At 48.5% G+C, this 12,355-nt stretch carries 11 protein-coding genes and 1 pseudogene; 3 read left to right on the top strand and 9 right to left on the bottom strand.

Features of this window, described 5'->3' with window-relative positions:
• The 5 genes from DXZ20_RS16445 to DXZ20_RS16425 all read right to left on the bottom strand — a co-directional run.
• On the bottom strand, window positions 1-889 hold an 889-nt coding region (locus DXZ20_RS16445), incomplete at its 3' end, for an aminotransferase class V-fold PLP-dependent enzyme (protein ID WP_163703515.1).
• 3 nt (window positions 890-892) lie between these two features.
• Window positions 893-2,173, bottom strand: a complete 1,281-nt coding sequence (sufD, locus tag DXZ20_RS16440; protein WP_163699311.1) for a Fe-S cluster assembly protein SufD — start codon at window positions 2,171-2,173, stop codon at window positions 893-895.
• Window positions 2,170-2,952, bottom strand: coding sequence for a Fe-S cluster assembly ATPase SufC (sufC, locus tag DXZ20_RS16435; protein ID WP_163670307.1), 783 nt, complete (start codon window positions 2,950-2,952; stop codon window positions 2,170-2,172). The genes sufD and sufC overlap by 4 nt, the downstream gene beginning before the upstream one ends.
• A gap of 32 nt (window positions 2,953-2,984) precedes the next feature.
• On the bottom strand, window positions 2,985-4,424 hold the full coding sequence (gene sufB / locus DXZ20_RS16430) for a Fe-S cluster assembly protein SufB (RefSeq protein ID WP_163670309.1): 1,440 nt from the start codon (window positions 4,422-4,424) through the stop codon (window positions 2,985-2,987).
• A gap of 131 nt (window positions 4,425-4,555) precedes the next feature.
• Window positions 4,556-4,915 (bottom strand): ferredoxin-thioredoxin reductase catalytic domain-containing protein, encoded by a 360-nt coding sequence (locus DXZ20_RS16425; RefSeq protein WP_163670311.1) that lies wholly within the window; start codon window positions 4,913-4,915, stop codon window positions 4,556-4,558.
• Window positions 4,916-5,094: 179 nt separating this feature from the next.
• On the opposite strand from DXZ20_RS16425, the gene sufR reads away from it, so the two are divergent.
• The 3 genes from sufR (at window position 5,095) to DXZ20_RS16410 (ending at window position 6,826) form a co-directional block, all read left to right on the top strand.
• Window positions 5,095-5,727, top strand: coding sequence for an iron-sulfur cluster biosynthesis transcriptional regulator SufR (gene sufR / locus DXZ20_RS16420; RefSeq protein ID WP_006515512.1), 633 nt, complete (start codon window positions 5,095-5,097; stop codon window positions 5,725-5,727).
• Between the two features lie 79 nt (window positions 5,728-5,806).
• On the top strand, window positions 5,807-6,091 hold the full coding sequence (locus DXZ20_RS16415) for a hypothetical protein (protein WP_163699309.1): 285 nt from the start codon (window positions 5,807-5,809) through the stop codon (window positions 6,089-6,091).
• Window positions 6,092-6,439: 348 nt separating this feature from the next.
• A complete protein-coding gene (locus tag DXZ20_RS16410) occupies window positions 6,440-6,826 on the top strand; it encodes a tetratricopeptide repeat protein (protein WP_163670315.1) in 387 nt (128 codons plus the stop codon).
• 14 nt (window positions 6,827-6,840) lie between these two features.
• Here DXZ20_RS16410 and DXZ20_RS16405 read toward each other — a convergent pair whose 3' ends face one another.
• From DXZ20_RS16405 to DXZ20_RS16390, 4 genes and pseudogenes are all read right to left on the bottom strand, one after another.
• The gene (locus DXZ20_RS16405) at window positions 6,841-8,025 is read right to left on the bottom strand and encodes a pentapeptide repeat-containing protein (RefSeq protein WP_250565792.1); all 1,185 of its coding nucleotides are present in this window, start codon (window positions 8,023-8,025) and stop codon (window positions 6,841-6,843) included.
• 316 nt (window positions 8,026-8,341) lie between these two features.
• Window positions 8,342-10,111, bottom strand: a complete 1,770-nt coding sequence (locus DXZ20_RS16400) for an ABC transporter substrate-binding protein (RefSeq protein ID WP_163699307.1) — start codon at window positions 10,109-10,111, stop codon at window positions 8,342-8,344.
• Window positions 10,112-10,206: 95 nt separating this feature from the next.
• A complete protein-coding gene (locus DXZ20_RS16395; RefSeq protein ID WP_163699305.1) occupies window positions 10,207-11,685 on the bottom strand; it encodes a DUF2330 domain-containing protein in 1,479 nt (492 codons plus the stop codon).
• A gap of 450 nt (window positions 11,686-12,135) precedes the next feature.
• A pseudogene (locus DXZ20_RS16390) lies at window positions 12,136-12,355 on the bottom strand (Na+-transporting NADH:ubiquinone oxidoreductase, subunit NqrB); the annotation flags it as partial.

The following is a 12,355-nucleotide window of genomic DNA, read 5'->3' as shown; positions in this document are numbered from 1 at the left end:
AGTCGACCGCTGCCCCTAACATGATCACCCCAGCAATGGCGGGCGTACCTGCTTCAAATTTGTGGGGCAGTTCAGCATAGGTGGAATGATCCAGGTAAACATCCTGAATCATTTCACCACCGCCCAGAAAGGGGGGCATTGCATTGAGAATATCTAGTTTGCCGTAGAGGAAACCGGCACCCGTGGGACCACACATTTTGTGACCTGAGGCGACTAGCCAGTCACAGTCAAGGGATTGCACATCTACTGGCATGTGGGGCACGCTTTGGCAGGCGTCGATCAGTACCTTGGCACCTTGGCCATGGGCTAGCTTGATGACGTCTTCAACTGGGTTAATACAGCCAAGGGTGTTGGAGATGTGGTTAATGGCCACTAGGCGGGTGCGATCGCAAAGCAGCCCTTTGAAATGCTCAAAATCGAACTCTTGAGCATCCGTCAGCTGTACATGCTTGAGCACAGCACCCGTCCGTTCAGCCACCAGCTGCCAGGGCACCAGATTGCTGTGATGCTCCATCACCGACAGAATCACCTCATCGCCTGCCTTGAGGTTACTCAAGCCCCAGGCATAGGCCACCAGGTTAATGGCTTCACTGGCATTGCGGGTAAAGACAATCTCATCGCGACTGGATGCATTTATAAAGGCTGCTACCTTGTCACGGGTACCTTCATAGGCCGCCGTTGCCCGAGCGCTGAGGGTGTGTACACCACGATGAACATTGGCATTGTCCTGGTGGTAATAATCCACAAGGGCATTAAGAACGACCTTAGGCTTTTGTGACGTGGCCGCATTATCAAAGTAGATGAGCGGCTTACCATTCACCGTCTGGTCCAAAATCGGAAAATCCGACCGGACTTCATCGGCGAGAGGTTTAGCCATAGTTAAAGTCATTGCCTACACTGTCCATTGCTGAATGTACTGATTCATGCGCTCTCGCAAGGGAGCCACAGTAATCGGCTCAATAATTTCCATTGCAAAGGCGTAAATTAATAGCCGCTGGGCCTGGTCACGATTGATGCCCCGACTTTGCAGATAAAACATCTCATCCGGTGCCAGTTGGCTCACAGTTGCACCGTGGGCGCACTTGACGTTATCAGCGACAATATCAAGCTCTGGCTTAGTGTCTATTCGGGACTTGGATGACAGTAGCAGATTACGGTTCAGCTGTGATGCATTGGTGAGCTGGGCCTGATGGGGCACATACACCCTGCCATTGAATACACCATGGGCCCGATCGTCCATAATGTTTTTCTGTAGCTGATTGGCAGTGCCGTGGGGGTGGCTAAGGGCAATCAGACTGTGGGTATCAGCCAATTGTTTGTCGCGAACAGCCGTTAACCCAGTGAGTTCAGTTTCAGTTTGGGGTCCTGTTTGATAAACCTCCAGGTTATGGCGAGAAATGCCTGCCCCAAAAATGAATGCCGTATTCCGATAACGACTATCCCGCGCTTGAGAAACTGCTGTTTTACCAATGTGGACTGCCTCCGATGACTCCTGCTGTAACCGCAGATGAGTCACCTCAGCATTATCATGAACCCACACTTCACTGACGCTGTTGGTAAAGCTAGCGCCACTGCCATGAAACTCCTCTACCAGCGTGACAGCGCTACCTGCTTCCGCAACTACGAGACACCGTGGCTGTACAAACAACCCATTACCAATGGTCAGATAAACAATCTGAATCGGCTGCTCAATGGCTGTGTTTTTCTTGATGTGGAGTACGGCAGCGTCGGTAAAGCCAGCTGTATTCAAAGCCGTAAAGACTTCATTGCTTCCCTGTATCTGAGCCAACGCATCAGGTGTAGCTTCTGCCTGACTTAGAACGCTAGTGCCGTCACCGACGTTAGAGAGACTATCTGCAAAGATGCCATTAACAAACACTAGGCGAGCTGTATCCCCCAGGCTGATGTTGGCCAACTGCTGTTTAGCCTCAGCAATCACCGAATCTTTTAAAGCCCCTGGGGCCTGAAAAGACATTTCCAACATGGATGACAGATCGGTAAATCGCCAATCTTCATCGCGGTTGGATGGAAATGTGCGTTCCTGTACGAGCGCACGAGCGGCGGCTCGTAAGGTATCTAACCCTAAGGGAGACTGCTTAGCGGAGAGGGCCGCCTGCTCAAGGAGTTCCCCTAGATAGCGATCGCGCTGGGTTACGGTAGCTACTTTACTCATGAAGCCACCACCTGCTCTTCTAAGAGCCATTCATAGCCTTTAGCTTCAAGGGCTAGGGCCAGTTCTCTGCTGCCGGTTTTGATGATTTGCCCACCGCACATCACATGGACATAGTCCGGCACAATGTAGTTAAGCAACCGTTGGTAGTGGGTAATCACCAAGTTAGCACTGTTCGGTGTGGCCAGCTTATTAACGCCTTCTGCCACAGTCTTTAAAGCATCAATGTCCAAACCAGAATCGGTCTCATCTAGAATGGCCAACGTAGGTTCTAGCAGTGCCATTTGCAGAATCTCATTCCGCTTTTTCTCACCACCAGAAAAGCCCTCATTAACGCTACGGTCTAGAAAACTCACATCCATTTTGACGATTTCAGTTTTCTCTTCGATTAAATCATCAAAGTCGAATACATCAATCTCGTCCTCCCCACGGGCCTTACGGTGGGCATTGTAGGCCACCCGCAAGAACTCACGGTTGCTGACACCCGGAATCTCCAGAGGATATTGAAAGGCTAGAAAAATACCTGCTGTGGCCCGTTCATGGGGTTCTAGCTCGGAGAGATCTTTACCATAAAATTCAATGGTGCCACCCGTAACTTCATAGTCGGGGTGACCGGCTAGCACCTTAGAAAACGTACTCTTACCGGAACCGTTGAGACCCATAATGGCGTGGACCTCACCAGCTTTCACTTCAAGGTTTACACCTGTCAGGATTTCAGTTCCATCTATGCTGGCTCGTAGATCTTTGACAGAGAGAATTGTTTTTGCGTCTGAGTTAATCATTGAAAGTGCGTCTGACGGTGTAGATTCAGGCGTTAGCCAACAGAATTTTCCAACTTAAGGGCCAGTAGCTTATCAGCTTCAGCTGCAAACTCCATGGGTAGTTTGTTAAACACATCGCGGCAGAAGCCACTGATGATCATAGAAACCGCATCTTCAGGAGAAATGCCGCGCTGGGCAAAGTAGAATAGCTGGTCCTCACCAATTTTCGAAGTAGAGGCTTCATGCTCTACCTGACCAGTGTTGTTCTGGACTTGAATGTAGGGATAGGTATTGGCGTTAGAGGTATCGCCAAGCAGCATGGAATCACACTGAGAATAGTTACGGGCGTTCTCAGCTTTGGGGCCTACCTTGACAAGACCGCGATAGCTATTTTTGGAATTTCCCGCAGAGATTCCTTTAGAAATAATCGTGCTGCGAGTATTTTTACCCACATGGATCATCTTCGTGCCCGTATCGGCTTGCTGCATATTGTTAGTCAGCGCTACCGAATAAAATTCACCGACAGAATTATCACCCACCAGTACACAGCTGGGGTACTTCCAGGTGATTGCTGAACCGGTTTCTACCTGAGTCCAGGAGATTTTAGAATTCTTACCCGAGCACAGGCCTCGCTTGGTGACAAAGTTGTAAATACCACCTTTGCCATCTTTATCACCAGCAAACCAGTTCTGCACTGTGGAGTAGTTAATCTTGGCATCATCCAAGGTAACTAGCTCAACCACAGCCGCATGTAGCTGATTGCTGTCATACATGGGGGCGGTACAGCCCTCTAAGTAGGTGACGGAACTGCCCTTGTCCGCAATCACCAGTGTGCGCTCAAACTGACCTGAATCTCCATTATTGATCCGGAAATAGGTGGACAAATCCATTGGACACTGAGTGTTTTCAGGGATGTAAACAAAGGAGCCATCACTGAAAACGGCTGAGTTTAGGGCTGTGAAGTAGTTATCGGCTGACGGTACAACGCTGCCTAAATACTTCTTAACTAAATCTGGGTACTCCTGTACAGCTTCAGATATAGAGCAGAAAATAATGCCGTGCTCTGCCAGTTCTTCTTTAAATGTGGTTGCGATAGAAACGCTGTCAAAGACAGCATCAACTGCCACATTGGTTAAGCGCTTCTGCTCTGACAGAGGCAGGCCGAGCTTTTCAAAGGTAGCCAGAATTTCTGGATCTACCTCATCCAAACTTTTCAGCTTTTCACTTTGCTTGGGGGCTGAATAGTAGATGATGTCCTGATAGTCGATGGGCTTGTAATTGACGTTAGGCCAAGTAGGCTCTGTCATTTTTAGCCACTGCCGGTAGGCCTTGAGTCGAAACTCAAGCATGAAGTCCGGCTCGTTCTTTTTCTCTGAAATCAAACGAATAATGTCTTCACTCAATCCACGGGGGATGACATCGGATTCTACGTCAGTGACAAATCCGTACTTGTAAGGTTGGCTAACAACGGATTGAACGCTACTAGTGCTCATGGTTTAACCGAGAAGGTTGGGAGGGGCGATTGAACGAAATGTGGAAGTTTATCGGGGTCGGAATGGCAGGACTAAAGTGGAATGACCAGGGTGACAGAAATCGGCCTTAGACCACAATAGCTGTCTAATGTCTAATATTTATTCGTCTCTGTACGAATACGATCAAAGGAAATTTCCTGATCCTTACCAGCGAAGTCATTGTCTTCCGTTAAGAACAGCATGCAATGGCATTCTCTGCGTTCCTGCATGGGAACACAAGGACAATTCCAATAGGTGCTCTTGACTTCGGCTTCCTTATCTTCATAGTGGCGACAGGGACACAGGGGAGAGCCAAAATCGTCTTTATGCTTTGCCAAACCCTCAAGCACTACGGAAGTCACACCAAGGTCAGCACAAAAATAAGTGCCAGTGCGTTTGGCATAGCTTTGGGCAAAATTCCGCATCAGCTCAAGGTTTTTTTCTGTGGCCTGGGTCGGCTTACTTATGCTCATGGGTGAATGGGGATGCTGAGACAACCAGATGATTCTATAATTAAACAACACATAGGTTGCTTAACTCTTTTTAAAGAGTAATAGAGTTAGCAGACTTTAGCAACATATATGTTGCTAAAGTGGGATCAGATCAGGTTTACTGTTTACAGTCTGTAATATTGCGATCGAAACTTCAGGCCATGAAGTCAGTGCAGCCATCCACAAAGGACGATATACTCCAGTTTTTAATGAAGGCGGGTCAAGCGACAGCGCAGACTCTAGCTGAAAATTTAAGTGTGAGCCCCCAAGCCATTCGTCGTCACCTTAAAGATTTGCAAGCCGAGGAGCTAGTTGAGCACCAGGCAATGCAGTCAGGTATGGGACGTCCCAACTATATCTATCAACTCAGTTCCAAAGGGCGTGATCAGTTTCCATCTCAGTACGATCAGTTTGCAGTTTCCCTACTCGATACATTGACCGACACCGTCGGTTCTGAGCAGGTGGGCGTGATCTTGAAGCAGCAGTGGCAGCGCAAGGCTCAGCACTACTTTGAAATCATCGGTACTGGATCATTACCTGAACGAGTAGAACAACTGGTAGAACTTCGCCAGGCGGAAGGCTATATGGCGGAGCTACATCAGGGCGACGACGAAAACACCTATATCGTCGCCGAATATAACTGTGCTATTTCCCAGGTGGCAGCGTCCTATCCATCGGTTTGTGGTTATGAGTTAGCCATGTTTGCCGTAGCCCTACCCGATTGTCAGGTTGAGCGTACACATTGGCTAGTACGGGGTGAGAACCTCTGCGCCTATAAGATTCAAAAGAAATAGGGTTTATTTAAATTCAGGGACGTTCCATGGAACGTCCCTAAATTATTAGTGCGCAAGATAATTAACTACCTTGAATTTTATGTTCGATCAAACCCTTCAGTTTTTAACGCCCGAAGAATCTGCTGAGGTAGACAAAGCTCTGCTAACGACACCAGAGAAGTTTCTCACTCGATTAACGCTTTCGACAGCAAAGCTGTTGGCGTTTATAGCTAAGGATATGGATACTTCTGTAGACGAGCTAACCACAGCACAGATTATCGCCTGGTTTGAAGCAGATTCTAAGCGTAAGCAAGAGCAAGGTATAAATGCCTCGGTTCTGAAGTGGGAGGTCACAAACTTAGAGGATGTAAACCTAGAAAGCTAGCACTATCTGACTTTTCAGGATAGCCACAACGTCATAGCTTTACGAGTTTCTATTAGCATCTGGCCTATTTATAGTAACGGTAAAGGATTTCTCTCAAAGGAAACTGTCCTTAGCTAAGGACAGTCTGGAGTAATAAGACAGATGATTTGAAGCGTTTGCTGTAGGTGGATGTTTTAGGGATAAACGGCATTCTTGCTATGGATGCTGTTTATCAAGAAAACCCGCCCAGCATAGCGATTGTGTTATGCGAGGAATCTCCATGGGCTTTGGTTGTTCATAGAGGCCAGGTTCCTATGGCATGCGTTTCAGTCTGGCTGCTGTGTGAAGGATTATGGAATTTGAGTGAATATGATGATGCTATTTGATCGGGGCAATCGTTCAGCAGATAACCTTTATTTAGACGCTCGTAAGCGATGGACCAGAGTTGTGAGTCTCAGCATTCATGACAGTGAAGACATGCTGCATTCAGTGGAAAGATTGCTACAAAAAGCTAGACGACAAAATTCTCGTCACGTTCCATCACTGGTGTTACTGAGTGATGTGTTGATGGCGCTTGGGTCTACGCAGAATGCCATGGAGATTGTGGACTCGCTCATTGCCATTGAGCCAGGTAATGATACTCACGTTCAAAAAAAGGCCTTGCTTGAGCGGCTACAGGTGACTGCTAATTATGACAATCGTGAGGCTATATGGGAGTTTATTGAAGCTCGATGGACCCAAACTAGTGATTGGTAAGGGGGCTAAGCTACCTACTCGTGGATGTTGCCGTTGGGCATAATCGTGCCCGTTAACCTGGCGGCTGTCAGTTTGACCATGATTTTATCGCCATAGCCGATAATGGCTCCACTGAGGTCAGCCCCACTGAGGTCAGCCCCACTGAGGTCGGCCCCAATCAGGTTGGCCTCTCGGAGGTTGGCGTGACTGAGGTTAGCTTGTAGTAAGTTTGCGCGGAAAAGTTTTGCTTTGTGTAAATTTGCCTGGTTAAGGTTGACCTTATGTAAAAACGTATCGCTAAGGTCAGCCCCTTCTAAATTCGACTTGCTGAGATTTCTACCTGAGAAATCTTTTTCCTTAAGATTGGCCCCTTTAAAGTCAGACCCTTCCAAATCGGTATCGGGTTTCTTGCGGGTCGGTGAATTTTGAGGCGGCGAATAGGTGGGTTGAGGGGCTCGGTAGATGTAATCTGCGTAGCTATTGTCGTTGGTAGGTCGATAGGCCGAACTGTAAGGCGAACTGTAAGGCGAACTGCGCCCATTATTAGATGCGCTGCTGCGGTCATTGCTGCTGCTACTGCTCGCGGCAGCGCCATTGGTCGCAGCACCATTAGCGGAGTCATGGCTTTTAGCCGAGCTGTTGGAGCCGTTGGTAGAACCACCAGCTGTGCTATACCCATTGGATGAAGCTGGATTGGTAGTAGACGGCTTGGGCGCTGTAAAGCCGTTAGAGTTAGAGCCATTAGAATTATGTGTGGGTCGGTTGCTACTGGCTGACCTATAACCATTCGTGGGTCGGTTGCTATTTTGGGCAGATGGACCACCGTTTCTTGCGCTAGCGCTATTGCTCCTATGGTTGGCATACCCGGCGGCGGCGGTGTCGTTTGTTGACCCATTGCCGTTGCTAGAACTGTAGGGATGGGTATACCGGGTTTGGCTATAGGAACGGTAGCGGTGGCTGCCGTAACGTTCAGGGTTGTATTTATTGTTGGATTTAGAGGCTGTTGTTGTGCCGTGACGCAGATGCTGTTTGAGACGGCTACGAGCGTCATTAAGACGTTTGAGTTTGTCTTGGGCTTTATCGCGTAGCCGTGTGTTATCGGCTGGAATCCGATCAGGATGCCAGATAAAGACCAGGTCTTTGTAAGCCTGGTTTACGTCTGAGAGTGAAGCACCGGGCTCTAACTCCAGTACGGTATAGGCTTTCGCGATATCGTCCATAGGTAGAGTTATAACAACGGTGATGGAACGGCGAGTCGATTAAAACAAGAAATTTGTTTGTTCAGAAGGCGCTGCCGTACAATCGCCAGTCTAAATATGCTGGAAAATGATGAACCTATCAATCGGTTCACTAATGCATGGGGAGTCTTTAAGGGTATTAACTCAATTTCAAAACGGTATCTAAAAATGCAACTTTTATATTAAAAGTCTAATGTACGCCGATTATGCCTGGCGTTTTAATGACTGGCCTTAGAACCTCCAATTCCTTTAAGGCTCCGTTGCAATTCCTTATTAAAAAAGACTATTTAGTAACAAACTACTGTTCAGCTAGGCTCAGTTCGTAAATATTCCATAATGCTCCCAGGGGAGAGTATTTCACATTTTGGACCTTGTTGCGAATGGCTGCCATGGAGTACTGATTGATCAGGTAGATAAACGGCAGCTGCTCTTGAACAATACGCTGAGCTTCCACATAGATTTCGCGGCGTTTGGCTTCATCCAGTTCCTGGGCTCCTTTGATATAGAGCTGACCGATTCTTGCTTCCCAGTCGGCCACTTCACGACCTTCAATGGGGTCTTGACCTGGCAGTGGTTTTTGGTTAAATGCATGCAGGCCACCGTCTGGGTTCCATACGTTGGAGCCACCATTGGGTTCGAGTCCACCGACCAAGCTAATCATGTGGCATTCCCAATCAAGACTATCCCCTAGCTTTTCCACCAAGGAGCCCCAGCTGACGGGGTTAAAGTCCACAGTTATGCCAATTTTGCTCAGATCCTGTTTAATTTGAGCGCCGATGGCTTCGCGCACCTTATTGCCAGCATTGGTAATCAGGGTAAACCGCACCTGGTTACCGTCGGCATCCTGTAGTTGACCGTTGGCATCATATTGAAACCCAGCGGATAGCAGCAGGTCTTTAGCTTTTTCCAAGTTATAGTCATAGGCCCGAACACCATCTTCTTCAGGGCTTGCAGAATAAGGACTTAGGGGAAAAATAGATGAATTTTGCAGAACACCCAGCCCCTGATAGATGTTGTTTAACATCGTCGGTCGATCAATGGCGTAGGCCACAGCCTGTCGAAATTCTAGGGCATTAAACCAACGGGACTTGACGGGATCGACTAACGGCTTACCATCGCGGGAGCCTTTATTCAGGTTGAACGATATGAATAGGCTGCTGGGGGCCGGACCACCGTTATAGATGGTGAAATCACCCCGCTCTTCCTCGCGCTTGAGCAATGAGAAGTTATCGGGTTTGACGCCGGTTAAATCTAAACCGCCGGAGCGAAATTGTACGAATTCACTATCCTGGGACTCTACTACCTGCCAGATGACTTCCTGCAAATAGGGTTGAGGCTGACCCTGGTCATCTGTGCGCCAATAGTAGGGGTTGCGCTCAAAGACGACGCGCTCACCCGGAGTAAAGGCCTTGAGCATATAAGGTCCATTACAGACAATTTCATTGGGCGCTGTGCTGGTGCCCCAGGTGGATAAAAATAACGGGTTGCCTTCGGCATCTGTTTGGGTGATGGAGTTGGCCAGGGCGTGCTTCGGCAGAATACTGACCCCAGTGTTTCGTAAGAAAGGGGCAAAAGGTTCAGGTACTTCAAACTTAACCTGGCGCTCGTTCAGCTTGATCACCTTGGGCAATTTGCCTTCTTCTCCAATGCGGAGGACATCGCGAATTTGCGTGGGAATGGTGTCATTTAGAAAAACGTCATTGTAGGTAAAAATGACATCGTCAACGGTGAGGGGTTCGCCGTCGGACCATTTTAGGTTTTCCCGTAGGGTATAGGTCAGGGCAAGACCATTGTTGGAAAATTCCCACGACTCAGCGAGTTCTGGTTCAATTTCGCCAGTTTCGTAGTTTTCGGCGATCAGTCCTTTGTAGGTCATTCCAAAAATATTGGGGCGTTCGCTGTTAAGGGCGTAGTTAAAGGTTTTGGGATCGCTGAGGATGCTATAAACCAACCGTGATGATTCAATGTCTCTGGCTTTGAAGTTATCTATGGAGCAGCTTGCGATCGCAACCACCATCACCAAGCTCATCAGCAAGTAGAGCCACTTGCGCAACATACGAAAGGACATAGGACTATCCAGAACCAAGTCCTAGCTATTCTAGCGATTCATGCCCACCGATACATGCCATTGTCGGCTGGTCGCTGTGGGCATGGTCCACCTTGCTAACTTTTGGGATATCGGATTAGCCAGGGGGATGGTATTGGTTGAGGGACTTCGTTGCTAATGCGCTGACGAATCGTTTGGATATCCCGACCGGTAAGGCGAGCTAAATTTTGGGACTCCCGCTCAAAGCGAGCCATGAGGTTACGTACATAGGCCCGCCCACGGTCTTGGGCATCGTCAACAATTTTGCGGTAGTCTTCACCGGTCCATGCTTCCAACTCACGACGAGCCTCGACATTGGGGTACTCCTCCCGTAGGCGAGCTGGGCAATCGAGGCTGCCGGTAAAGGCATGGCGAGTGACATAGCGCCCCTGGAAAAACTGCCGATTAGATGTAGTTTGAAACATCAGATCTTCCGGAAACTTATCGCGGTTGTAACGCACGTGGAGCCGGGAAATAAATATAGAAGGTGCTGCTGGTCTTGGCGGAGTGCCAATATTGGGAGACGGACGTCGCTGGTTCGCGCCTTGGCTGAGCCAGGTGACACCGGCTGCCTCTAGTTCAGACAGATTCAATACCGGAGCCGAGCATGGATCACAGCTGCGCATATCCCAGGCATATTCAAGAAACGCCACATTTTTATTTTCCTGCTCATAGCGCCGCTGAAACATCTCTGGATAAACATTGCCAAAGTCGTTCTGCACAAATAGAGGCAGGTCAACATCAGTGGGAATATTCACCGTGCGATAGTTCGTCAGCTCAATACGTCCTTCTGGTGAGAGAAGATAGACCAGCAGATCCTGATCACCATCGGCGTTCAGCATGCCCAGCCGTATCGGCAGCATAAATTTTGGTGAATCATAGCTGATTTGTAGCGGTCTCAAAGATTGATATCCACTGCTATCAAACTCCTGCAAATTGACCTTAGCCACAAAGAACTTCATCCCCTGACGAATGTAAGGGGCCAATACCTGGCTAGCGCCGTCGGGTAGCTGATATTGATTTTGTCTAAGCCAGGTTTCTAGTCCATCCGATTCACGGGCACTGAGAATTAAAATGTCATATTCCCCAACGGAAAATTGTTCCTCAATGGTGACACCTAAAGCTGCTGACGATCGGGGTGATGGGGCTGCCGAGGGGGGGGCATCATCGGCAAATCGCAGTGATTCTTCGGTTTCCAAACGGTACATAATTTCGCAAGGATCACTGTCGAAATATTCCACCAGACGCGGTGCACTGAAGGCATCAAGGCGGTCGAGCACCACTTTTTCGGCCACGTCCACCTGGTCTTCAGTAATGATGGTGGGCACAGGCACCACCAGGGCAAAGTCGCTTACCTCACCCTGATAGTCGTTACCCATGGTCAATACAGTGTGGTTCCCATCGCGGGCAATGGCGACCTGAGAGGTTTTGTTGTAAAGGCTAGTATCGGCCTTGGCAACATAAAAGCCACAGAAGGCGTGGGCAGGTTGGGGATGGATGATGAATGTGCCAATGGCAATCATTACCATCATGGCTATGCGCAACAAACTAGTCATACAGGGTTCCTTCACTAAAAACGGAAAATAGAGAGATAATGCAGTCCTTAATGCGAAGCCGAAACTCTCTCCCCTCCTGGGCTACGGTGTATACATAAGTCGGAGAGCTAGCTCTAGATTTCGAACCCACTCTGCGAGAAGAGCAAAGCTCTACATCCCCCAACCCCTTACTCCCTGAGGGCTACCGTGTATACATAAGTCGGAGAGTCGCTCCAAATCTCGAGCCCTCATCCCCCAACCCCTTACTCCCTAAGGGAGAAGGGGGGCCTAGCCTCAAAGTCCTTCGCCCCCAGGGAGAAGGATTTAGGATGAGGGCCAATTCAAGGCCAAGCCTACCTTTTGGGACATTAGCTTCTAGATGTGTATACCCTGTAGCCCGAGAGGGGATGGAATTTTTGCTGGTAGATGTTTCTGAACTAATTAGAAGAGTTCTGTTGAGGCATTTTTTGTCTATTTTGCAGACGATATCTCTACTCTCCCAAACTGTTTCCACTCAAATCGAGGAGACTCCCAAAGTTTGTCAAGCATAATTGTTAACGGAGCTAATGCAAACAATGCCCAAAAAACTGCTGTAGAGAGATAAAAGTGATTACGTAAAACAAACGTCAGCACAGCAATTGCTAACGCCCAAATTAGTCTGGCTGGTCGGGCATTGGGAATTGACCTTGGA

The sequence above is a fragment of the Adonisia turfae CCMR0081 genome (assembly GCF_011009555.1).
GTDB lineage: Bacteria > Cyanobacteriota > Cyanobacteriia > Phormidesmidales > Phormidesmidaceae > Leptothoe > Leptothoe turfae.
Note: the sequence above shows the minus strand (reverse complement) of the source record. Positions and strands in the feature narration are given on the sequence as shown.

Coding starts and splice junctions, on each gene's coding strand:
- sufD (WP_163699311.1), bottom strand. CDS start 2,173: ATGAGTAAAGTAGCTACCGTAACCCAGCGCGATCGCTATCTAGGGGAA.
- sufC (WP_163670307.1), bottom strand. CDS start 2,952: ATGATTAACTCAGACGCAAAAACAATTCTCTCTGTCAAAGATCTACGA.
- sufB (WP_163670309.1), bottom strand. CDS start 4,424: ATGAGCACTAGTAGCGTTCAATCCGTTGTTAGCCAACCTTACAAGTAC.
- DXZ20_RS16425 (WP_163670311.1), bottom strand. CDS start 4,915: ATGAGCATAAGTAAGCCGACCCAGGCCACAGAAAAAAACCTTGAGCTG.
- sufR (WP_006515512.1), top strand. CDS start 5,095: ATGAAGTCAGTGCAGCCATCCACAAAGGACGATATACTCCAGTTTTTA.
- DXZ20_RS16415 (WP_163699309.1), top strand. CDS start 5,807: ATGTTCGATCAAACCCTTCAGTTTTTAACGCCCGAAGAATCTGCTGAG.
- DXZ20_RS16410 (WP_163670315.1), top strand. CDS start 6,440: ATGATGATGCTATTTGATCGGGGCAATCGTTCAGCAGATAACCTTTAT.
- DXZ20_RS16405 (WP_250565792.1), bottom strand. CDS start 8,025: ATGGACGATATCGCGAAAGCCTATACCGTACTGGAGTTAGAGCCCGGT.
- DXZ20_RS16400 (WP_163699307.1), bottom strand. CDS start 10,111: ATGTCCTTTCGTATGTTGCGCAAGTGGCTCTACTTGCTGATGAGCTTG.
- DXZ20_RS16395 (WP_163699305.1), bottom strand. CDS start 11,685: ATGACTAGTTTGTTGCGCATAGCCATGATGGTAATGATTGCCATTGGC.